This window comes from Type-E symbiont of Plautia stali, assembly GCF_059731115.1.
The window spans coordinates 1,854,601-1,875,829 of the sequence record NZ_AP035906.1; the positions used below are offsets into that span (position 1 = coordinate 1,854,601).

General features: G+C 53.8%; 22 protein-coding genes. 12 read left to right on the top strand and 10 right to left on the bottom strand.

Annotated elements, in window-relative coordinates:
* Positions 1-81: 81 nt before the first annotated feature.
* From AC6I8L_RS08555 to eptA, 3 genes are read right to left on the bottom strand one after another with little or no spacing between them, the layout of a single operon-like run.
* Complete coding sequence (locus tag AC6I8L_RS08555) at positions 82-1,179, bottom strand: alkene reductase (protein WP_058959756.1); 1,098 nt, start codon at positions 1,177-1,179, stop codon at positions 82-84.
* Positions 1,180-1,229: 50 nt separating this feature from the next.
* Positions 1,230-1,826 carry a TetR/AcrR family transcriptional regulator gene (locus tag AC6I8L_RS08560; RefSeq protein WP_058959757.1) on the bottom strand — a complete coding sequence of 199 codons (597 nt, stop codon included), beginning with the start codon at positions 1,824-1,826 and terminating at the stop codon, positions 1,230-1,232.
* 39 nt (positions 1,827-1,865) lie between these two features.
* A complete protein-coding gene (eptA, locus tag AC6I8L_RS08565) occupies positions 1,866-3,503 on the bottom strand; it encodes a phosphoethanolamine transferase EptA (RefSeq protein WP_058959758.1) in 1,638 nt (545 codons plus the stop codon).
* 227 nt (positions 3,504-3,730) lie between these two features.
* Here eptA and AC6I8L_RS08570 point away from each other — a divergent pair, with 227 nt between their 5' ends.
* The 4 genes from AC6I8L_RS08570 (at position 3,731) to AC6I8L_RS08585 (ending at position 6,141) form a co-directional block, all read left to right on the top strand.
* On the top strand, positions 3,731-3,970 hold the full coding sequence (locus AC6I8L_RS08570) for a DUF1289 domain-containing protein (protein WP_034821614.1): 240 nt from the start codon (positions 3,731-3,733) through the stop codon (positions 3,968-3,970).
* 72 nt (positions 3,971-4,042) lie between these two features.
* Positions 4,043-4,939, top strand: coding sequence for an aldo/keto reductase (locus tag AC6I8L_RS08575; protein ID WP_058959759.1), 897 nt, complete (start codon positions 4,043-4,045; stop codon positions 4,937-4,939).
* Between the two features lie 81 nt (positions 4,940-5,020).
* A complete protein-coding gene (gene sodC / locus AC6I8L_RS08580) occupies positions 5,021-5,539 on the top strand; it encodes a superoxide dismutase family protein (RefSeq protein ID WP_058959760.1) in 519 nt (172 codons plus the stop codon).
* Between the two features lie 134 nt (positions 5,540-5,673).
* A complete protein-coding gene (locus AC6I8L_RS08585; RefSeq protein ID WP_034821596.1) occupies positions 5,674-6,141 on the top strand; it encodes a hypothetical protein in 468 nt (155 codons plus the stop codon).
* Here AC6I8L_RS08585 and AC6I8L_RS08590 read toward each other — a convergent pair whose 3' ends face one another.
* Genes AC6I8L_RS08590 through AC6I8L_RS08600 form a run of 3 tightly spaced genes read right to left on the bottom strand, consistent with a single transcriptional unit; the run spans position 6,142 to position 9,250 of the window.
* Complete coding sequence (locus tag AC6I8L_RS08590) at positions 6,142-8,142, bottom strand: FUSC family protein (protein WP_058959761.1); 2,001 nt, start codon at positions 8,140-8,142, stop codon at positions 6,142-6,144. It lies immediately after the preceding gene.
* Positions 8,143-8,149: 7 nt separating this feature from the next.
* Positions 8,150-9,007 (bottom strand): efflux RND transporter periplasmic adaptor subunit, encoded by an 858-nt coding sequence (locus tag AC6I8L_RS08595; protein ID WP_058959762.1) that lies wholly within the window; start codon positions 9,005-9,007, stop codon positions 8,150-8,152.
* A 6-nt stretch (positions 9,008-9,013) separates the two neighbouring features.
* Positions 9,014-9,250: a DUF1656 domain-containing protein gene (locus tag AC6I8L_RS08600; RefSeq protein WP_038647264.1), complete on the bottom strand. Its 237-nt coding sequence runs from the start codon at positions 9,248-9,250 to the stop codon at positions 9,014-9,016.
* Positions 9,251-9,402: 152 nt separating this feature from the next.
* On the opposite strand from AC6I8L_RS08600, the gene slyA reads away from it, so the two are divergent.
* Entirely contained in the window at positions 9,403-9,840 is a 438-nt protein-coding gene (slyA, locus tag AC6I8L_RS08605) for a transcriptional regulator SlyA (protein WP_034821588.1), read from the top strand.
* 41 nt (positions 9,841-9,881) lie between these two features.
* Here the strand turns inward: slyA and slyB are convergent, their stop codons facing one another.
* On the bottom strand, positions 9,882-10,349 hold the full coding sequence (slyB, locus tag AC6I8L_RS08610) for an outer membrane lipoprotein SlyB (protein ID WP_034821586.1): 468 nt from the start codon (positions 10,347-10,349) through the stop codon (positions 9,882-9,884).
* A 285-nt stretch (positions 10,350-10,634) separates the two neighbouring features.
* Between slyB and anmK the strand changes: the two genes are divergently transcribed.
* The 5 genes from anmK to pdxY all read left to right on the top strand — a co-directional run bounded on the left by anmK (position 10,635) and on the right by pdxY (position 15,096).
* Complete coding sequence (gene anmK, locus AC6I8L_RS08615; RefSeq protein ID WP_058959763.1) at positions 10,635-11,756, top strand: anhydro-N-acetylmuramic acid kinase; 1,122 nt, start codon at positions 10,635-10,637, stop codon at positions 11,754-11,756.
* Positions 11,757-11,766: 10 nt separating this feature from the next.
* Positions 11,767-12,096 (top strand): MliC family protein, encoded by a 330-nt coding sequence (locus AC6I8L_RS08620; protein ID WP_058959764.1) that lies wholly within the window; start codon positions 11,767-11,769, stop codon positions 12,094-12,096.
* A gap of 14 nt (positions 12,097-12,110) precedes the next feature.
* A complete protein-coding gene (gene pdxH / locus AC6I8L_RS08625; protein WP_045834198.1) occupies positions 12,111-12,767 on the top strand; it encodes a pyridoxamine 5'-phosphate oxidase in 657 nt (218 codons plus the stop codon).
* A gap of 139 nt (positions 12,768-12,906) precedes the next feature.
* Complete coding sequence (tyrS, locus tag AC6I8L_RS08630; protein ID WP_058959765.1) at positions 12,907-14,181, top strand: tyrosine--tRNA ligase; 1,275 nt, start codon at positions 12,907-12,909, stop codon at positions 14,179-14,181.
* A gap of 51 nt (positions 14,182-14,232) precedes the next feature.
* A complete protein-coding gene (gene pdxY / locus AC6I8L_RS08635) occupies positions 14,233-15,096 on the top strand; it encodes a pyridoxal kinase PdxY (protein WP_201785665.1) in 864 nt (287 codons plus the stop codon).
* 81 nt (positions 15,097-15,177) lie between these two features.
* Here pdxY and gstA read toward each other — a convergent pair whose 3' ends face one another.
* Positions 15,178-15,783 carry a glutathione transferase GstA gene (gstA, locus tag AC6I8L_RS08640; protein WP_196250085.1) on the bottom strand — a complete coding sequence of 202 codons (606 nt, stop codon included), beginning with the start codon at positions 15,781-15,783 and terminating at the stop codon, positions 15,178-15,180.
* 74 nt (positions 15,784-15,857) lie between these two features.
* Complete coding sequence (locus AC6I8L_RS08645) at positions 15,858-16,766, bottom strand: LysR family transcriptional regulator (RefSeq protein ID WP_058959767.1); 909 nt, start codon at positions 16,764-16,766, stop codon at positions 15,858-15,860.
* Between the two features lie 216 nt (positions 16,767-16,982).
* Between AC6I8L_RS08645 and AC6I8L_RS08650 the strand changes: the two genes are divergently transcribed.
* Complete coding sequence (locus AC6I8L_RS08650) at positions 16,983-18,311, top strand: IS4 family transposase (protein ID WP_498014405.1); 1,329 nt, start codon at positions 16,983-16,985, stop codon at positions 18,309-18,311.
* Positions 18,312-18,357: 46 nt separating this feature from the next.
* Here AC6I8L_RS08650 and dtpA read toward each other — a convergent pair whose 3' ends face one another.
* Positions 18,358-19,866: a dipeptide/tripeptide permease DtpA gene (gene dtpA / locus AC6I8L_RS08655; RefSeq protein ID WP_058962472.1), complete on the bottom strand. Its 1,509-nt coding sequence runs from the start codon at positions 19,864-19,866 to the stop codon at positions 18,358-18,360.
* A 652-nt stretch (positions 19,867-20,518) separates the two neighbouring features.
* On the opposite strand from dtpA, the gene AC6I8L_RS08660 reads away from it, so the two are divergent.
* Entirely contained in the window at positions 20,519-21,208 is a 690-nt protein-coding gene (locus AC6I8L_RS08660) for a CTP synthase C-terminal region-related (seleno)protein (protein WP_058962471.1), read from the top strand.
* Positions 21,209-21,229 lie beyond the last annotated feature (21 nt).

A 21,229-nucleotide genomic window follows, 5' to 3' on the forward strand; every position in this document is an offset into this window, starting at 1 on the left:
AATGACAAAGACTAGCAAGTATAGCCAGTTAATGCCCTGAAGAAACAGCACTGCCGCACATCCGGTGCGGCAGCTTGATTCTTACAGGCTTGGATAATCCGTATAGCCTTCAGCGCCGCCGCCGTAGAAGCTTTCCGGACGCTGTGGATTCAGCGGTGCGTCTTGCTGCAGACGCTCAACCAGATCCGGGTTAGCAATAAAGTCGCGACCAAAGGCCACGGCATCAATCAAGCCACGTGCAATCAGGTCGTCAGCTTTCTCAACGCTGTAAGCACCCGCACCGATGATTACGCCTGGGAACAGCGCACGAACTTTTGCACGGAAAGCATCGCTGTAAGGCTGGCCACCGGCCCAGTCTGGTTCAGACAGGTGCAGATACGCGAGACCACGCTGGCCCAGCTCGGAGATGTACCACAACGCGGCAGCTTCTTCATCGGCACCATTTTCCAGATTCTGGAAGGCTCCGATTGGCGAGATGCGAATGCCGATACGATCGGCAGACCAGTTAGCAATCGCCGCATCCACCACTTCCAGCGCGAATCGACCGCGTTTCTCAATCGAACCACCGTATTCATCGGTACGCTGGTTGGAACCCGGCGCCAGGAACTGGTGCATCAGGTAGCCGTGGGCAGAATGCAGCTCCAGCAGGTCGAAATCGGCTTCACGCGCGTTTGCCGCCGCCTGACCGAAATCTTTTACGATCTGCTGAATTTCCGCCACGCTCAATTCACGCGGCAGGGAGGTATCTTCACGGTAAACAGTGCCATCTTCAGCACGCAATGAGGTACGCGTGCCCGCAGCCAGAGCTGAGGGTGCAACAGGCGCTTTGCCTTCCGGCTGAACGCTGTTATGCGAGATACGGCCGGTGTGCCACAGTTGCACCGCGCTGTGACCTTTCGCCGCATGAATGCTTTCGTTGATCACTTTCCACGCGGCAATTTGCTGCTGAGTATGCAAACCCGGTGCACCAGCATAACCTTTCGCCTGGAAAGAGATCTGCGTTGCTTCAGTAATGATCAGACCGGCGCTGGCGCGCTGCTGATAATATTCCGCCATCAGCGGGGTTGGGATGTCGCCCGGCTCAATGCTGCGCAGACGCGTCAGCGGTGCCATAAATACACGGTTAGGTACGGTAATCGCGCCCACTTTGAGTGGGGAAAACAGCTGTTTACTCGCCATGATGACTCCTATAAGTAGACCGGTCGTCTAGAAACTGCGGTTTTTAAAAATCAGCGGCCATTCAGCCACTGTTCAATGGTTTCAAGTGCCAGGGTAATCGGGCCTGACTCTCGCGAAATTTTGCTTTGCAAACTGGCGCCTAACCACAACAGGTAACAGCGCTGTGCCAGTTGCTCGGGCGTTTGTCCATACGGCAGCGGCTGTTCAGCGGCGACTTCGCTCAAACAGCGGGCATAAGTCGCGATCATAGCGCTGGCACCATGCTGCAAGGCATCACGCATCGGTTCTGATAAATCGCAGACTTCCGCCGATAACTTCACACCCAAACAGCCCACGATATGGCCTTGCTCGATAAATAGCGTGGCGCCATAGCGGAAGTGGGCCAGCAAACGTTCCCGTGCTGACAAGCCCGGCTGATTTAACTGTTGATCGACCTGCTGCAGGTAGTTAACGAAATAGCGTTCCAGCAACGCCACGCCAAAAGCTTCTTTGGAGCGGAAGTAGTGGTAAAACGATCCTTTGGGTACTTCCGCCAGCGCCAGCATTTCGCTCAGGCCCATGCCGGTAAAACCGCGTTGCAGACAAACCTGCTCGCCAGTAGCGAGCAGATGTTCACGGGTTTCGTTGCGTTGCACAGTCTTGTTCATGGGCCACACAGTATTAGACCAGTCGGTCTAATGCAAACCTTATCCGGCATTTTGGCACGATCTGATCATGTCCAGTTGCGGTTGGTACTCTTGCGTTTGGATGTTGAACATGCCCAAAACCGTATGGAAAAGATTGTCTTGCGACACTTTCTCACTCGCGGCCTGCTGGCGTAAACAGGTCTCGTTAATGTGGAACGCCGACGCATAGCCTGGTGACATCCACATCAACAGTGGGATATGTGTCTGCTGTGAGGGCGCAAACATATAAGGCGCACCGTGCAGATACATACCGTGTTCACCCAGTGATTCACCGTGGTCTGAGAGATAGACCAGCGCTACGTTGAAGCGATCGCTCAAAGCTTTAAGTTTATCAATGGTGCGGCTCACCATATCGTCGGTGTACAACAGAGAGTTATCATAGGTATTCACCAACGCCTGATGATCGCAATCCTGAATCTGGTTGCTATCGCAGGTTGGCGTGAAGCGACGGAATTCCACCGGATAACGCTGATAATAGGCCGGACCGTGGCTGCCCATTTGATGTAACACGATAATCCCGTCATTGTGCAGACTGTCCACATAGTTATCAAAACGATGCAGCAGAACATCATCGAGACAGAAACCATCGTGGCAATATTGCGATAAATTCCACTGCGTCATATCGGTGTGTGGCACGCGATCGCAGGCGCCTTTACAGCCGCCATCGTTTTCGCGCCACAACACACTGACCCCGGCGTGGGCGAGAATATCTAGCACGCCTTCCTGATGATGCGCCAGGTTGGCGTCGTAATGCTCTCGCGGCATGTTGGAGAACATGCAGGGCACTGAAATGGCGGTCTCCGTGCCACAGGAACTGGCGTCGGGATAGTAGATAACCTGCTGTTTTTTCAGTTCAGGATTGGTTTCACGCGCATAGCCGCCAAGAGAGAAGTTCTCAGCACGTCCGGTTTCGCCGACCACTAATACCACCAGCGTTTTCTTCGGTTCCGCGGTGATCAGCGGGCCTTTTTTGGCATCCAGGCCAATTTTGACCAGCGCCTGGCTGCCTTGCAGATAACGCTGATCAACGTAATGACCGGTGCCGCTGACAATATTGGCCGGGGTGATCATCTTCACCAGCCCTTTATTGTTGCGAATCAGCGAAGCGTAATCTTTGTAGAACAGCACCGCCATCAGCAGAATCAGCAAAATCGCACCCAGCGCCCCGGCCAGACGTTGCAGCAGGCTCCACCACCAGCGTTGGCCCGTTTTAATGCGCACCATGCAAATGGCGGCGACGGGCACCAACCCCATCAAGATCATCCACACCACATAACCACTGCTGATCAATGCTCCAGCTTCCTGAGCATCCGACTCAAACACGTTTTCGATCATGTTGGTGTCGATCACCGTACCGAAGCTGTGCATAAAGTAGTTAGCGGCGGCGCTGGCCAGCACCAACAGAATAAGCAGCGGCTTGCGAACATAGGGCCATGCCAGCAACGAGAAAATCAGATAGAACGCAGAGGCCAGCACCACCGGAATGCTGGCAGCAAACAGGTAATCGTGAAGGCGATCGTAAGGGATAATTTCCCACGCCCGCAGTAGAAACAGGGCGTTGAGCACGAGGGTAAAAAACAGGGCGGCAATCAGATTAAAACTGCTGGCATGGCACTGTAACTTGTTCGGGAATTTCATGAAAACTCAGTAGCAGGATGGAATGTGACAATCGTATGAATTCAATATGAGGAAAACCTTAACGCTTATTAAACAGTACCCAACCAAAGGTTCTTGCGCTGAGAACAATGGTAAATATCCATTTCCGTGGTGATGGCTGGATGAAATCTGGGCGAACTACGTATACGCTTTGCACAATGTCACTAAGCTGTTATCAATATAAAGCTTATTGTTAAACCGGAGTGGATGTGGCCGAGCAATTAGAGTTCTTTCCTGTTCCCAGCCCGTGTCGCGGCATCTGTCAGAGTGATGCGCGCGGCTATTGTCGCGGCTGTCTGCGTAGCCGTGAGGAACGCTTTAACTGGATGAAGTTTACCGATGCGCAAAAACGTGATGTGTTGCGGTTATGTCGCCAACGCTGGCTGCGCCTGCATCGACAACAAAAAGTCGATGAGAATCATGATCCGGAACAACCCTCACTGTTTTAAGAAAACGATGATTTGCCTTTCCGTTATACTCCCAGCTTCGCTTTCCGCTTTCGCGTTCAAGGGAGTTTACCGATGTTACAACCGCAAACTATCGCCCCGCAGGGACCTCAATTCTCACCGCTGATCGTTGGCTACTGGCGCCTGCTGGAGTGGGGCATGACGCCGCAGCAGTTAGTGGCTTTTATCGAGCATCATCTGTCATTGGGCATCACCACGGTCGATCACGCCGATATTTATGGTAACTACGGTTGTGAAGCCGCTTTTGGCGAGGCGCTGCGTCTGGCACCGGGGCTGCGTGAAAAACTGCAGATTGTCACCAAATGCGGCATTGCAACTCGCGCCAAACCGGAACATAAAATTGGCCATTACATTACCGAGGCCAGCCACATCCTGCACAGTGCGGAAAATTCCCTGCGCTACTTCAACACCGATTATCTCGATCTGCTGCTGATTCATCGCCCGGATCCTTTAATGGATGCAGATGAAATGGCCGAAGCCTTTATGGCACTGCATCAGAGCGGCAAAGTGCGTCACTTCGGCGTGTCAAACTTTACCGCTTCCCAGTTCACGCTGCTGCAATCTCGCCTGCCGTTTAGCCTGGTGACCAACCAACTGGAAATCTCACCGCTGGAACAGTCAACGCTGCTCGATGGCACGCTTGATCAGTGTCAGCAGGTGCGCATCCGGCCGATGGCATGGTCCTGTTTAGGCGGTGGACGTCTGTTTAACGATGCGCATTATCAGCCGCTGCGTGATGAGCTTGAGCAGGTAAAACAGGAAATCGGCGCGAGCAGCATTGAACAGGTGGTGTATGCATGGGTGATGAAATTGCCAAGCCGCCCACTGCCAATCATGGGATCCGGTAAAGCCACGCGCGTCAGCGAAGCGGCAGGCGCTTGCCAACTGACGCTCGATCGTCAGCAGTGGTTCCGCATTCGCAAAGCGGCACTCGGTTTTGATGTGCCCTGAAGCGTAAAACTACGTCAAATTACGGCAGCCTGGCCTATTCCGGTCCAGGCTTACAGGGCATTTCAACCGTAAGGAGACGTTATGAAAAAAATTCTCATCGCCACACTGGCGCTGGTCTGTGCTGCTGGCGCTCAGGCCGCCTCTGAAGAGGTGACATTGCATGAGGTCACCGCACAGGGTATCGGCGCCGCCATTGGCAAAGTCACCATCAGTGAAACGCCATATGGTTTGCAGTTCGCTCCCGCGCTAACCGGCCTGAAACCGGGTGTTCACGGCTTCCACGTGCATGCAAAAGGCAGTTGTGAGCCTGGTCAATCGGATGGCAAAACTGTTGCGGCCGGCGCAGCGGGTGGACATCTGGATCCACAAAACACCGGCAAACATCTCGGGCCTTACGCAGAGGGTCACTTGGGCGATCTGCCTGCTCTGTATGTCACTGACGATGGCAAGGCCGATTACCCGGTGGTGGCGCCGCGTATAAAATCGCTGAGCGAAGTGAAAGGGAAGGCGTTAATGGTTCATGTGGGTGGCGATAATCATGCAGATCATCCGCAGCCGTTAGGGGGAGGCGGTGCGCGATTTGCCTGCGGTGTGATTTAAACTCTCAGGCGGCAGGCAATCTGCCGTCTGCATCTTTTCACTGCCGGAAAAATTCTGACCCACTTTCCCGCTACACTCCGCACGCTATCCGTCCTATGATGTTGATTCAGGAATAAAACCTCTCAGGGGCAGGAATGAAAACGCGTGGGATTTTGCTGTTATGTGTATTACTCGCGGGATGTGATCAACCTAACGAAACGCAGTTGAGGTTAGACACCAGCCGCCAGTTACAGCGCACCATTGATACCAACCCGCTGCGTGCAAGTTGTGAAGATATCGCTCGCGGACGGGAGTGGCTTACCCCGCACACGCTCGAACAGTTACAGGCACAGGGCTGTCAGAATGTGCTGCGCAGCGCCACCGAAACCAATTTCCTGCACACCGAGTTTTTTCACCGCACGTTAACCACGGTTTGCGGCTCAATCCGGGGGAAAAGTTTCACCGGCACGTTTCTCGATCGTCGCTTTATCTATTCGTATGAGGAGCGATACCTGGTGATTGAACCGATGACCGAGCAAGACAAAACCCGTTTTGAAGGGCATAAAACCTTGCAGCAGTTGCAGGACGATTTTAACCGCCAGACCACACAATATTGCCAGTAATTAATCCGGCACCGCCTGACTTAACTGTGCTAACGAACAGCGCAGGCGCCATAAAATGCCCGCCAGCGTATTGGCTTCGCTATCAGGCTGCTGCTGCAGTTGCGCAATCATCCCTTCCAGCTCATCCAGCGTGGCCTGCAACGAAGTATGACGCACGCCGCGCAGGCTCATAATCCGTTGCAGATCCTGCAAACTGCTATCGCGCATTTGCGCCAAAGTGGCTGAGGCTGGCCGCCATTCGCGTAATTGCCAGACAATATGGGAACAGTTGAGCAGCACCACGCCCCAGCGCAGCAGCCAGACACGCGCCTGTTCATCACGGCTACCACTCAGCTGGCTGATGTGATGGTAAATCTGCGATTCAAAGTGGCTCTCGCTGAGACGTGGATGGCGTCGCAGCTGGTCAAGAAATGCATGGCGTAACGCGCGAATATGCCTGCGGCTACGGCGCGCATCGGAGCTGGGGCGCAGTACCTGAAAAGCCATCCATGCCAGCAGCACGCCACACACTTTGGCCAGATTATCGTTGAGAAAGCTTTGGTAATCCCAGTCTGGCGGGTTGGTGACGGCAATAAATGAACCCATAAAAACAATAAATTGTCCCCACATCCCCGCGCGTTTTTTCTGCTGCAGCTTAAACAGTTGCAAGGTGATCAGCAGCGGAAACAGCACCAGCAGAAATTGCCACAGGGCGCTGATTTGTACCATCAAACCGTATTGCAGCAGAAAACTAAACACCGACAGCCATAGCAGGGTTTTCAGCAACAGTGACACGCTGCCGCTGGGGGAGGGAGCGGAAGAGTAAAGCACGCAGGCAATCGCCGTCAGCGTTAACGCTGCTGCGCCTGCATCCCATTGTGTGCCAATCCAGAAAGCGCAGCCCAGCATGATCACGCTGAAGGTGCGCAACGCACTCCAGCCGGCTTCAGCGCTGTCGCTTTCACGTGCCAGAGAGGGCACTTTTGGCGGTTGAAAGCGCGTATCGGCGTCTGCGCGCTCAATCAAACGTATCCAGCGATTAACGTTGAGGTAAACCCAGCAGAAATAACGTAAACGCTGAACAAACGCGCGCTGACGATAATCGCCGGTGGCTTCCGGTGTTACGCTGCGCAGTATGCGCGCCAGAAGATATTTATCACACTGCGGCAATGCGAGTTCGTGTAACAACTGTTGAATGGCGGTGTAAAGTTCCGGTGGTGCATCCGGCCAGTTCAGCAGCATGCGGCGCAGGCTGGAGAGAACGCTGGTCAGGCGTAACTGCTGGTGCAAAACATAGTTAAGCACGTTGTTCTGACGGCGATAGCGGTAATGGCTCCAGAAGGCCTGAATACGCAGCAAGTTCATAGTGAGAATCTGGCTGATGACATTCTCATGCGCGGTGCGCACGTTATCAGTACTGCTTTGTTGCAGCAGTAAAACTGCATGGTCGAGCAGACGGGCGTGCATCTGCCGCAGTGAAGTCATCAAGGTGTTGCCATCTGATGTACTGGGCAAAACCATCATCATCAGTCCGGCACATAAAATGCCTGAAATCACCTCGCAAACGCGCGCCTGAGTGATATCCCACAATTGGGTCACATCGGTAATATTGACGCTGCTAAAGGCAATGATCGCTGCGGTGTACCCGGCCAGAGAGAATGCGTAGGCGACATTGTTTTGATAGTGGTTGGCGATCCAGGTACAAAACGCCAGCCAGCCGGCCATAAAAAAGGCAAATAGCCAGGGTTCGTTGAGCGTATGCCCGGCAATCAGCAGCGCGGCGGTGGCACCGAGCAGACTGCCGACAATACGCCCCAGACTTTTACTGATCGCACCGCCCACGGTGGGAAAACTCACCACGGCGGCGGAGGTCATCGCCCAATAGGGTTCATCCAGTTGCAGCGCATAGGCGATGGTGAGCGCCAGACACATCGCAATCGCATTACGCAAGGCATAGCGCCATTCGCCGCCGGTTGCTTTAATCCACGGCAGATTTTGCCAGGCCAGCCACTGCAGATTCATGACGGCCTCAATGTGCGATGGAAATCGTACAGGTGGTGCCCGCCACGAGCGGAACATCATCAGGGATCGCATCCAAACGAATGCGTACCGGCACACGTTGTGCCAGGCGCACCCAAGGCACGTTGGGTTTGATGTCTGGCACTAAACCGCCATCTGTTGAAACGCTCTGATCGTAAATAGCGCGCCCGATACTCTCCACTTTTCCCTGTAAGCGAGTGCCATTACTGTAGAGTACGATTTGCGCGTCGGCGCCGGGCTGAATGTGACGCAGTTTGGTCTCTTCGAAATAGCCCATCACATAATAGGAGTGGCTATCCACCAGGGCGAACAACGGTGTTCCGGCGGTGGCGTAGTTGCCGGGACGCAGCGTCAGGTTGCTGATCCAACCGTCGGTGGGCGCGGTAAGGGTGGTTTGTTGCAGATTCCAGCGCGCCTGATCCAGACTCGCCTGTGCCGCTTTAGCCGTTGCTGCGGCGGCGTTTGCTGTCAGTCGTGCGGCATCCATATCTTCTGCTGAGATCACATTACGTGGCAGGCTGGCACGACGATTGGCTTCGTGTTGGGCTTTGGCCAAATCGGATTGCGCCTTCGCCAGTTGAGCATCCGCATTATCCAGCGCAATTTGCCAGGGCACGGGATCGATCTTTAAAAGGATGTCCCCTTTATGCACAAACTGGTTGTCATGCACCTTGAGATCAATGATGCGGCCCGATACTTCCGGTGTGATATCCACCAGCTCAGCGCGCACTTTGCCATCACGTGTCCACGGTGACTGCATGTAGTAGTTCCACATCCACCAGCCGGCAATCAGGGCCAGGGCAAACACCACCAGTGTTGAAAAGTATTTAAAAGGGTTGAATTTCATGGTGATTTATCCGAGGCTCAGTATCCACAGTGCGCCAGTGACGCACAGAACAAACAGGGAAAGATCCATTAAGGTGGGATGCCAGATGTCGCCGGAGTACATCCAGCCGCGCAGCAACGGGTGAATCAGTAACCAGAAAAAGAAACCCAGCAGCACAGCTTTAAACAGCGGCGGAAAGAACAGCGAGGCACCAAATACCAGGTCGGTAAGCGGAGCGGTGGCGGAAAGTGCGGTAATGGACACGTGTCTTCATCCTTCATTGTCCCAGGTTCTCTCTCAAACTAGCGTAGAAGAGAGCGTGCCGTCTGGCCTGGGATTTGTAATTTGTCCTGTAAACTCGCAGAATAGTGTAAAATCTGGCTTGATAGCTAGCAAGCTAATTATAAGGAGATGAAATGGATACGCCCCTCGGTACAGACCTGTCTCGGCTGGTACGCATCTGGCGTGCCTTGATTGACCAGCGTTTGAAGCCGCTTGAGTTGACACAAACGCATTGGGTGACGTTACACAATATTCATCAACTTCCGCCAGAGCAGTCGCAGATCCAGCTGGCCAAAGCCATTGGTATTGAACAACCTTCGCTGGTGCGTACGCTGGATCAGTTGGAAGAGAAGGGACTCATCACGCGTGCCACCTGTGCTAACGACCGTCGTGCCAAACGCATTAAGTTGACGAAGCAGGCCGAGCCGATTATCGAGCAGGTTGAAAATGTGATTGATGCGACCCGCGATGACATCCTTTCGGGCATCAGCCTCGAAGAGATTAATCAAATGGTCACGCTGATTGCTCGACTGGAAAAAAACATTCTCGAGTTCCAAAACCGCGAGAAATAAAAAAACCGACGCGCTGGCGTCGGTTTTTTTTATCTGTTCGCTTAGCGTGGTGAAACGGTCACCTGGCTGCCATTCGACGCCATGACGACGCGCTGACCCACTGAGTAACGGGTTGCGGCCTGCTTCTGCACCACCATAATGGTGTTGCCGTCGTCTTTACGGATTTCCAGCTCAACACCGTCAGACTTGTTGACCGCACCCTGCACGCCCTGGCCTGCTACGCCGCCAAGTACCGCACCGCCTGCTGTGGCCAGGCTGCGACCGGTGCCACCACCAATGGTGTTACCGAGGAAACCACCCAGCACCGCACCACCAATCGCGCCAATCACGTTATTTTCATCGCCACCCTGGATTTTAACCGGGCGAACCGACACCAGAGTACCGTATGAGACACTTTGTACTTGTTTGGCTTCATTGGCGCTATACACATCACCGGAAAGGGTGTCATTGCTGACACAACCTGCCAGCGTCAGGCCGGTCAGTGCCACGGCTACAAAACGCTTAATCATCAGAAAGCTCCTTAATGCAAAAAAACGCCATGTTCTCGTCCTCTACAGCAAGAGTATAAGACAGAAAGCTGGCAATTGACTCTATGTCCAAATAATACGCGGCTGAGGCGAAGGATAGACCATTGCCCCTCAACAAAAATTCAATTTCGTGCTGAAAATATTTTATCGCTGAAATGCCGTGTGCGGTGCGGTTGAGAAGCGGAATTTTATCATAGAATTAGCCGCTGATATTTGCCAGGCTAAACAGAATCGAATTGAAGACTCGCGCGTGAGTAAGGAACCGCTATGAAATCAGGACGCTATATTGGTGTGATGTCCGGCACCAGCCTCGACGGTGTCGATGTGGTACTGGCGGTGATTGATAATCATATGGTCGCGCAGCAGGCCAGCTATTGTCACCCGATGCCGCAGGAGATTCGGCAACAGGTGCTGGCAATCTGTCAGGGGCAATCGCTGACGCTGTCGCAACTCGGCCAACTGGATACACGGCTGGGCAAGCTATTTGCCGAAGCGGTGTTAACGCTAATGCAGCAGCAATCGCTGGAAGCCAGCGACATCATGGCAATAGGTTGTCATGGTCAGACCGTGTGGCATGAGCCGCAGAGCGACGCCCCGAATACGCTACAGATTGGGGACAGCAATCAAATCGCCGCCGCCACGGGAATTACCGTGGTGGCCGATTTTCGTCGTCGCGACATGGCCTTAGGCGGACAAGGCGCGCCACTGGTTCCCGCGTTCCATCAGGCGCTGTTGATGGACAGCGTTGAACGGCGCATGGTGCTCAACATTGGCGGTATTGCCAATCTGTCATTATTGATCCCCGGTCAGCCTGTGCGTGGCTTTGATACCGGGCCTGGCAATATGTTGATTGATGCCTGGATTTGGCGTCATAAGGGCGTGCCCTATGATAAGGATGCTAGCTGGGCGCGCAGTGGTCAGGTGGTGCCTGCACTGCTGGAGGAAATGCTCAACGACCCCTGGTTCGCGCTGCCACCACCGAAAAGTACCGGTCGTGAATACTTCAATCTCGGCTGGGTTGAACGTCAATTACAGCGTTTCCCGGCGCTGGCACCGCAGGATGTGCAGGCCACACTCAGCGAACTCACCGCATTGACCATTGCTCAACAAGTTCAGCTCAATGATGGCTGCGATCGCCTGCTGGTGTGTGGTGGCGGCAGTCGCAACCCATTGCTGATGGCGCGGCTGGCGGCCCATTTGCCGGGTACTGAAGTGGGGACGACGGATGACGCCGGGATCAGTGGTGATGATATGGAAGCGTTGGCCTTCGCCTGGCTGGCGTTTCGCACCTTGTCCGGTTTGCCAGGCAATTTGCCTGCCGTCACCGGTGCACGGGAAATGAGTGTATTGGGCGCCATTTATCCGGCGAATGCCCGATTGACACGTTAAGGAGTGAAAGATGAAAAAAATCGTTATTCTGTTGAGCTGTGTCGTCACGATGAGTGGCTGCGGCATGATGCACAAAGAGCAGCCTACACCACAGACATTGCGCTATCAGTGCGGCACATTACCGTTAACGGTGACACTGGACAATCCGAAGCAGCAGGTGAGCTTTATTCTGGATGGTAAACCGCTCACCTTAACCCAAACCGTATCAGCTTCCGGCGCGCGCTACAGCGACGGCACTTATGTCTTCTGGTCGAAAGGCAATGGCGCTTTTGTTGAGCGTAATGACAAAATCGTGATTAATGACTGTGAATTGCAAAATGCGGATACGTCCGCCCAGTAACGAAGAGAATCAGCATGAGCGACAGTGACAGCTTGCAAAACATTGCCCATTTGCGCCGTGAGTACACTCGCGGCGGGCTTAGACGTAACGATCTGCCAGACAATCCGCTGGCGTTGTTTGAACACTGGCTCAAGCAGGCGTGCGATGCCCAATTGCCCGATCCTACAGCAATGACCGTCGCCACCGTTGACAGCAGCGGCCAGCCTTATCAGCGTATTGTGTTGCTGAAGCATTACGATGAACAAGGCATGGTGTTTTACACCAATCTGGGCAGCCGCAAAGCGCTGCAGTTGGCGGACAATCCGCGCATCTCGCTGCATTTCCCATGGCACTTTCTTGAACGCCAGGTGATGGTATTAGGGGAAGTGGAAAAACTGTCGCCACTGGAAGTGCTGAAATACTTTAGCAGCCGCCCACGGGATAGCCAGATCGGTGCTTGGGTGTCGAAGCAATCAAGCCGTATTTCGGCGCGTGGTGTGCTGGAAGGCAAGTTCCTTGAACTTAAGCAAAAATTCCAGCAAGGCGAAGTGCCTTTACCCAGTTTCTGGGGCGGATATCGCGTCAAATTCCATACCGTGGAGTTCTGGCAGGGCGGCGAACATCGCCTGCATGACCGCTTCCTCTACCAACGTGAAGGCAACGGCTGGACGATTGACCGTTTAGCGCCGTAAAACTGCGTTTTACCCCCTTTCAACGCTGGCGCAGTTGGCGTCAGCGCTTTATGCTATAGCCCTCATTTTTTTCGTATCCGCATCTCAGCGGAAAGCTGTGTACCAGCCTAGGTGCAGTCTGATCAATTTGGAGTCAGTGATGACCAGCAGTAACCTGATACAACAATTGCAAGAAAGGGGCTTAGTCGCCCAGGTAACGGACGAGGAAGCGTTAGCAGAGCGACTGGCGCAAGGGCCAATTGCACTCTATTGCGGCTTCGATCCGACCGCTGATAGCTTGCATTTGGGCCATCTGGTGCCGCTGCTCTGCCTGAAACGTTTTCAGGACGCCGGACACAAGCCGGTCGCGCTGGTGGGTGGTGCCACCGGTCTGATTGGCGATCCCAGCTTTAAAGCAGCAGAACGTAAACTTAACACCGCGGATACCGTGGGCGAATGGGTTGAGAAGATCCGCAACCAGGTGGCGCCTTTCCTCAGCTTCGACTGCGGTGATAATAGTGCTATCGCAGCGAACAACTACGACTGGTTTGGCGGCATGAACGTGCTGACTTTCCTGCGTGACATCGGTAAGCACTTCTCGGTGAACCAGATGATCAACCGCGAAGCGGTGAAGCAGCGTCTGAACCGTGAAGATCAGGGTATTTCTTACACCGAGTTCTCCTACAACCTGCTGCAGGGTTACGACTTTGCGGAACTGAACAAGCGTCACGATGTGGTGCTGCAGATTGGCGGTTCTGACCAGTGGGGCAACATCACGTCAGGTATCGATCTGACGCGCCGTCTGCATCAGCAGCAGGCATGGGGCTTGACCGTTCCATTGATCACCAAATCTGATGGCACCAAATTCGGTAAAACCGAAGGTGGCGCAGTGTGGCTCGATGCGAAGAAAACCAGCCCATACAAATTCTACCAGTTCTGGATCAACACCGCCGATGCTGACGTGTATCGCTTCCTGAAGTTTTTCACCTTTATGAGCATTGAAGAGATCAATGCGCTGGAAGAAGAAGACAAGAACAGCGGTAAAGCGCCACGCGCCCAATACGTGCTGGCAGAGCAGGTAACACGTCTGGTGCACGGCGAAGCGGGTCTGACGGCGGCAAAACGTATTACCGACAGCCTGTTCTCAGGCAGCCTGACCGAGATGACCGAAGCGGACTTCGAGCAGTTAGCGCAGGACGGTATGCCAGTGATTAACCTGAAAGCGGAAGACGATCTGCAGCAGGCGCTGGTGGCGGCTGAACTGGTGCCATCTCGTGGTCAGGCACGTACCATGATCGGTTCTAACGCCGTGTCGCTAAACGGTGAAAAACAATCTGACGCCGAGTATCGTTTCAGCGACAGCGACAAACTGTTTGGTCGCTTCACGCTGTTGCGTCGCGGTAAAAAACACTACTGCCTGATTAACTGGCAGTAAGGTTCGAGGGCCGGTTTCCGGCCCTTTTTTATGGCAAGGCAGTACAGGGCAATAATGAAAAATATCCTCGCAATCCAGTCTCATGTGGTTTACGGCCACGCCGGTAACAGCGCCGCCGAATTCCCCATGCGCCGTATGGGCGCAAACGTTTGGCCGTTAAACACCGTACAGTTTTCTAATCACACGCAATACGGTCACTGGACCGGTACTGTGATGCCCGCTACGCATCTCACCGACATCGTCAAAGGCATTGCGGCGATTGACCGTCTGAAGACCTGTGATGCGGTGCTGAGCGGCTATTTAGGGTCTGCTGAGCAGGGCGAGCAGATTCTGGAGATCGTGCGTCAGGTGAAAGCCGCTAACCCCAACGCCTGGTTCTTCTGCGATCCGGTGATGGGCCATCCCGAGAAGGGCTGCATTGTGGCGCCTGGCGTCGCGGAGTTCCATTGCAAGATGGCGATGCCAGCCAGCGATATCATCGCACCGAACCTGCTGGAGCTGGAAATGCTCAGCGGCCACGAAGTGACGAATGTTGAGCAGGCGGTAGTGGCGGCACGCGCGTTAGTGGCGCAAGGGCCGAAAGTGGTGCTGGTGAAACATCTGGCGCGTGCCGGACGTCGCAGCGATCGCTTTGAGATGCTGCTGGTCACCGCTGATGAGTGCTGGCATATCAGCCGTCCGCTGGTGGATTTCGGGGTTCGTCAGCCGGTGGGCGTGGGCGATCTCACCAGTGGTTTGCTGCTGGTCGATCTGCTGCACGGCAAATCGTTACAGGATGCACTGGAACACGTTACCGCTGCAGTCTATGAAGTGATGCTGAAAACTCACGAGATGGGCGAGTACGAGCTGCAACTGGTGGCAGCGCAGGATGCGATTGCACAACCGACTCAGCACTTTGCTGCTGAGAAGCTGTAACGGCTGCGAAATCTGCAGGCGACCACCCGGTGGCCTGCAGACACGAGGCAAAACAGGCGCACAGAGTGCGCCTGAATCGGCTTAAACCAAACCTTCCGCCTTCAATGCTGCCTGCACCGCAGGGCGCTCCGCCACGCGATCAAACCAGGATTCAAGCGCCGTTAACCCGCTCAAATCCAACTTGATGGCTTTTGCCCAACGCGTGACCACAAACAGGTAGACATCGGCCACGGTGAAACGTAGTCCCATCAGCCACTGCTTATCCTGCAGCGCTTCATTCACCGCCTGATATTTTTTCTCTAACTGCGCCCGTACAATCGCTTTGTACTCTTCCGGCGTGTCCGGACGGAACAGCGGCGAGAAGGTTTTATGCAGCTCACTGCTGACAAAGCTCAGCCATTCAAGGGTGTGGTAGCGCGTCAGGCTGCCGGTCGGTGCCAGTAAATTGCGATCCGGCTTCAGGTCCGCCAGATACTGCACAATGGCAACGCCTTCGGTTAACAAGCTGCCGTCATCAAACTGCAGCGCTGGAACCTGTCCTTTGGGGTTAATCTGCCAGTAATCTTCTCCCTGCTCGGTGACCTTTTTCTGCAGATCAACATTGACCTGGGTAAAGTCCAACCCGCATTCACGCGCAACAATATGCGGTGACAACGAACAGGCACCGGGCTTGCAATAGAGTTTCATCATGGCTTCTCCTGGAAGTGTGGTTGTGATCGAATTAGCATAAATCTGCGAAAATTTTTTACCAGTGACCGCGATCAGGAATTACGGTCCGCTTTAAACTTTTCCTGCGTAAAACAAGGTAGCGCAGGCAATTGTTCCAGCGCATAGTCCCAGAACTGACGCACCTTAGGCGTCATGTTTTTAACCCGCTGTGTGACCAGTTGTACCGGCAAGGGGGCAGGCTCCCACTCGGGTAATAAACGGATCAGTTTGCCATCACGAATATCATCCAGCACCTGGTACGACAGCAAACGTCCAATCCCCTGACCGCCACGTAGCGTTTCCAGCTGGCTTTCAATATCGTTTACGCGCAGACGAGGCAAAATGCGCACGCGTAAATCCTGGGCAAAGCGCCATTCACGTGTGTTACGCAAACTGGTGACCACCGTATGGTGCTGTAGCTCTGCCGGATGGACGGGAGCACCTGCAAGCCGGAGATATTCTGGGCTCGCCACCAAGGTCGAACGCACGCTGCCTACTTTACGTGCCACCATTGAAGAATCCTGTAATTCGCCAATGCGCAGCGCGATATCCAACCCGTTCTCAATGAGATCCTGATAGCTGTCACTCAGCACCACTTCGATTTGCATCTCGGGATGTTGCTGCAAGAAGGCATTCACCAGCGGCATGATATGGCGGCGGCCGAAAGGCACGGGTGCGGTGATGCGCAGCAGCCCCTGCAGGCCACTGTGATGCGCGCTATCGAGCGCGTGCTGATAATCACCTAATATTTGCTGAGCCCGTTCGAACAGCTGCCAGCCCGCTTCTGTGGGCGCCAGTTGACGAGTGGTGCGTTCAATCAGGGTCGTGCCCAACCGGGACTCGAGGGCATTCAATGTGCGGGTAATAACGGGAGGGGAGCGCTGTAAAAAACGTGCAGCACTCGCCAGGCTGCCTTGCTGAATCACCGCGACAAATACCTGAAGTTCTTCAAATCTATCCATGATGATTCCAGCACGTTTAACAGGAAGCCGTCATCATGCGGGGAAGTGGATAAAAAGCGAAGCTTTGGCAGCAGGAAACGTTAAAGCGGTGGAAAGAAATGAGTAACAGGAAATAAAAAAGCCGGGCGTTTGCCCTAATGCCGATCAGTTAAGGATCAGTTGAACGATCCAGTGGCTGTGTAAGAATCCGGAAACGCTTCGTTTCCGGATTTTTTTATGCAGCTCAGTCAGGCCCTTGATATCGTCTCTCGTTACGATTCTCTTCGTAATCCTCTGAATACGCTCGCGGATGTTCTTGACCCTGCGCTCATCAGCCGCTGCCTTGAGGAAGCTGGCACGGTCATGCTCCGTAAGCGCAGACTCACTACAGATATGATGGTCTGGTGTCTCATCGGCATGGCCCTTGAGCGCAAAGAACCCCTTCACGCCATCGTTAATCGCCTTGATATTCTTTTACCGGGAAACCGTCCTTTCGTTGCGCCCAGTGCCGTAGTGCAGGCAAGGCAGCGGCTGGGGGACGACGCTGTACGGCGGGTTTTCGAACAGAGCAGCGAGCTCTGGAATGCACAGACTTCCCACCCTGACTGGTGTGGTCTGACGCTGTACGCTGTTGACGGCGTTGTCTGGCGCACGCCAGAAACACCTGATAATGAGAAGGCTTTCGTCCGTTCAGGCACGGTGGCAGGCGCCTCTCCTTATCCGCAGGTTCGCATGGTCTGCCTGATGGAACTCACCAGCCATCTTATCAGCGGCGCCGCGATGGGCTGCCAGAACGAGAATGAGATGGTGCTGGCAGAAGGTCTCATTGAACGCGCGTGCGACAACAGCCTGACCCTCTTCGATAAGGGCTACACGTCATTCGGTCTGCTTAGCGCCTGGCATGAGGCCGGCGAAAATCGTCACTGGATGATAGCGGCACGTAAAGACCTGCAGTACGAAGAGGTACGTCGTCTGGGGAAGGGAGACATACTTATCCGGGTAAAAACCTCCGCTCATTCACGGAAGAAATGGCCACATCTGGCGGCGCACACAGAGATGAGGATGATAAGCCGGGAAATAAAAGGCCGGACGTGGCGGTTCCTGACGTCGATGACGGATGCGATGCGTTACCCGGGTAAAGAAATAGCGGATCTCTACAGTCATCGCTGGGAGATAGAGCTGGGATATCGTGAAATAAAGCAGGGTCTCCAGGACAGCAGGCTCACGCTTCGCAGCAGGAAGCCGGAGATGATAAGACAGGAGCTGTGGGGCGTGCTGCTGGCCTACAATCTGGTGAGATATCAGATGATAAGAATGGCCTCAACGCTGAAGGGATACTGGCCTAACCAGCTCAGCTTCAGGGAATCGACAGCGTGGGTGATGAAACTGCTCTGGACACTTGAAGGCGCATCGCCTGGGCGTATCCCGGAACTGGTAAAGGACGTAAGTTCGATAGCAGAGATGGTCAGACTACCGGGACGACGGGAGCGCTCGTTCCCAAGGGTGGTGAAAGAGAGACCCTATAAATATCCGACAGCCAGAAGAAAAAATGCCAGTCAGGCTTAACTGACTGGCATTAGGGCGTTTGCCCGGCTTATTCACATCACCTTCATTACTGATTGGCGTTAGCGCTTTTCAGTTCAGGCTGTGAAGCATCACTCTGCGTCATGCGGTTCAGCAGTGGCGCGGTAATCAGCATCAGGATAGCGATCACACCGGTCGCAATACCAATCTGCTGGAACACATGGCTGTAAACTTCCAGTGAAGCATGCGGATCGGTCACATTATTCGGTACGGCCATCAGATTCGCCACTTTACCGGCAATCATTGCAGCACCCGCCGTGGTCAGGAACCAGGAACCCATGATGAAGCCCATCAGACGCTGTGGGACTAACTGCGCCACCATTGCCAGGCCAAGACCGGAAATCATCAGTTCGCCCACACTCTGCAGTGCATAGCTGATGATCAACCAGTTCACAGACACAATACCGGCATCGTTAGCGAATTTGGCACCAAATGGCAGCACCAGGAACGCAGCAGAGCACAGCACCATACCAATCGCGAACTTGTGTGGCATAGGCAGTTTGTCGCCCAGCTTGTTGTAAACCGCTGCCAGAATCGGGCTGGCCAGCATGATCCAGAACGGGTTCAGTGCCTGGAACTGTTCAGGTTCGAAGGTAATGCCCAGAATGGCATGCTCAACGTTACGAATAGCGAAGAAGTTCAATGAGGTTGGCATCTGCATGTAGAGCACGAAGAACACAATCGCTTCGAGCATCAGCAGGAAGGCGACGATCATTTTACGGCGTGCTGCACCCTGCAGGGCAAAGGCTTCTTTCGCGAACACCAGCACGATGCCGATGGCAATCACGCCCAGTGCCATACGCGCAATGCTTTGGTGATGCAACAACCAGGCGGCAATGGCAACCAGCGCCACCACACCTACCAGCGTCATCAGCAATTTGCTGACATTCAGTGGCGCAAAGTCCGGTTTAGAACCGTAGTTTTTCACCAGGCGCTGGCAGAACAGGAAGTTCAGTAAGGTAATCACCAGACCCACCACGGAGAGCGAGAACGCTGCGCCCCAGCCGTAATGTGCAGCCAACCACGGTGTCAGCATCATCGAGAACAGAGAACCGATGTTGATCGACATATAGAACATCGTGAACGCACCGTCGATGCGCGGATCATCTTTCTCGTAGCAGGTAGACAGCAGAGAAGAAGGGTTGGCTTTAAACAAGCCACTACCCACGGCGATAGTCGCCATACCGACGTACACCATCGCAGTGTCATGACCTGAGAAAGCGATCAGTGCATAACCGAGCGCCAGCACGATCACGCCGAGCACAATCACGCGTTTGGTACCCAATACTTTATCGCCCAGCCAGCCGCCAATCGCGACCATGCCGTAAACCAGGGCGCTGAACGAGGTGAACAGGGTAATGGAGTCCGCTTCGGACATGCCCAGCTGTTTCACCAGGTAAACGGCCATGATGGCTTGCAGACCGTAGTAGCCGAAACGCTCCCACAGTTCGATGGAGAAGATCAGATAAAACGCTTTCGGTTGCTTGAACGCGTTGAGGCTTACTGCCTCGCCAGTGTGTTTGTTTGCAGTTGACACGTGTACCTCAGTTTATACATATCCTGTTTTACGACAGGAATTAAGTCTGCGTCGGGCTGAGTAATCCCGCGCAACATTGTTATTAGAAAGGAAAAACGGCGCCTAATTTGGCTGAATCAGGCCAACAGGGCAAGCATTTTTTGCACGCTGAAATACTTGTAACAGGTAGGGTTAATGCCGTTATAAGAAGTTGTAAATCAGTGTTAAATATTGCTGTGTGGCATTATACCAGAATAATCATGCTAACTGGAGATCCTTAGGATCATTTTCCTGATATAAACCGCTTAAGGTGTATTTTACAGAACATAACGCTATAGATGATAAATTATACCAATATAAAGACCGTGAATGTACATTTACTAAGCACAATTGCTTGATAGTTGAGCGTAATAGGCTGACTAAAGTATCCAAATGGCTAATTTGTTGATCCTGCGCACAAAATCACGAATTAATTAAAACCGTAAAAGAAGTAAACGATTTCGTGTTCAACATCTGTCGAGTTAATCACCACAAAGATGAATGTTTAGCCGTATAAAAAGCAGGCTATAACCAAAACGCGCGAAAACGAAAGTGAGTGATATCGCGCTGAAATGCGCTTAGACAGGTCGTGATGTTTGCTGTAACCTCGTTTTTTCCCTAAAAGGACGTAGCCATGACGCAGTCAGTTCGTGTCGCCCTTGTTGGCGATTACCGTGCCAATGCCGTTGCACATCAAGCCATTCCTCCTGCTGTACAGTTTGCCGCAAAATCCCTCTCGCTCGACGTCACCGCCGACTGGATCGCCACCCCAGACATCCATCAACACAACTGGAACGATTACGATGCCATTTGGGTGGTGCCGGGCAGCCCGTATCTCAACGACGAAGGTGTCTTTGCGACGATCCGCTGGGCGCGTGAAAACCACAAACCGTTCCTCGGTTCGTGTGGCGGTTTCCAGTATGCGGTGGTGGAGTACGCCCGCAATGTACTGGGTTGGGAAGATGCCGGGCATGCGGAAACCGATGAAAGTGGGCGCTGGGTGATTGCGCCGCTGGCCTGTTCGCTGGTGGAACAGCGTGGCACGGTGACTTTCGAACCGGGCTCACGGATTGCGCAAGCTTACGGCGCGCTGGAAAGTGATGAAGGGTATCACTGCAATTTCGGCGTGAACCCGGAATTCAGTGACGCGCTGGCCACTAATAATCTAAAGATTACTTCATGGGATTTGGATCGTGACGTACGCGGTGTTGAACTGACCGATCATCCGTTCTTTGTCGCGACGCTGTTCCAGTCAGAACGGGCGGCGCTGCAAAATCGGCTATCCCCGCTGGTGGTCGCCTGGCTGCAGGCTGCGGCCAAATAATCGATTGAACAGAGAGGCTGC

Coding starts and splice junctions, on each gene's coding strand:
- AC6I8L_RS08555 (WP_058959756.1), bottom strand. CDS start 1,179: ATGGCGAGTAAACAGCTGTTTTCCCCACTCAAAGTGGGCGCGATTACC.
- AC6I8L_RS08560 (WP_058959757.1), bottom strand. CDS start 1,826: ATGAACAAGACTGTGCAACGCAACGAAACCCGTGAACATCTGCTCGCT.
- eptA (WP_058959758.1), bottom strand. CDS start 3,503: ATGAAATTCCCGAACAAGTTACAGTGCCATGCCAGCAGTTTTAATCTG.
- AC6I8L_RS08575 (WP_058959759.1), top strand. CDS start 4,043: ATGTTACAACCGCAAACTATCGCCCCGCAGGGACCTCAATTCTCACCG.
- sodC (WP_058959760.1), top strand. CDS start 5,021: ATGAAAAAAATTCTCATCGCCACACTGGCGCTGGTCTGTGCTGCTGGC.
- AC6I8L_RS08585 (WP_034821596.1), top strand. CDS start 5,674: ATGAAAACGCGTGGGATTTTGCTGTTATGTGTATTACTCGCGGGATGT.
- AC6I8L_RS08590 (WP_058959761.1), bottom strand. CDS start 8,142: ATGAATCTGCAGTGGCTGGCCTGGCAAAATCTGCCGTGGATTAAAGCA.
- AC6I8L_RS08595 (WP_058959762.1), bottom strand. CDS start 9,007: ATGAAATTCAACCCTTTTAAATACTTTTCAACACTGGTGGTGTTTGCC.
- slyA (WP_034821588.1), top strand. CDS start 9,403: ATGGATACGCCCCTCGGTACAGACCTGTCTCGGCTGGTACGCATCTGG.
- slyB (WP_034821586.1), bottom strand. CDS start 10,349: ATGATTAAGCGTTTTGTAGCCGTGGCACTGACCGGCCTGACGCTGGCA.
- anmK (WP_058959763.1), top strand. CDS start 10,635: ATGAAATCAGGACGCTATATTGGTGTGATGTCCGGCACCAGCCTCGAC.
- AC6I8L_RS08620 (WP_058959764.1), top strand. CDS start 11,767: ATGAAAAAAATCGTTATTCTGTTGAGCTGTGTCGTCACGATGAGTGGC.
- pdxH (WP_045834198.1), top strand. CDS start 12,111: ATGAGCGACAGTGACAGCTTGCAAAACATTGCCCATTTGCGCCGTGAG.
- tyrS (WP_058959765.1), top strand. CDS start 12,907: ATGACCAGCAGTAACCTGATACAACAATTGCAAGAAAGGGGCTTAGTC.
- gstA (WP_196250085.1), bottom strand. CDS start 15,783: ATGAAACTCTATTGCAAGCCCGGTGCCTGTTCGTTGTCACCGCATATT.
- AC6I8L_RS08645 (WP_058959767.1), bottom strand. CDS start 16,766: ATGGATAGATTTGAAGAACTTCAGGTATTTGTCGCGGTGATTCAGCAA.
- AC6I8L_RS08650 (WP_498014405.1), top strand. CDS start 16,983: ATGCAGCTCAGTCAGGCCCTTGATATCGTCTCTCGTTACGATTCTCTT.
- AC6I8L_RS08660 (WP_058962471.1), top strand. CDS start 20,519: ATGACGCAGTCAGTTCGTGTCGCCCTTGTTGGCGATTACCGTGCCAAT.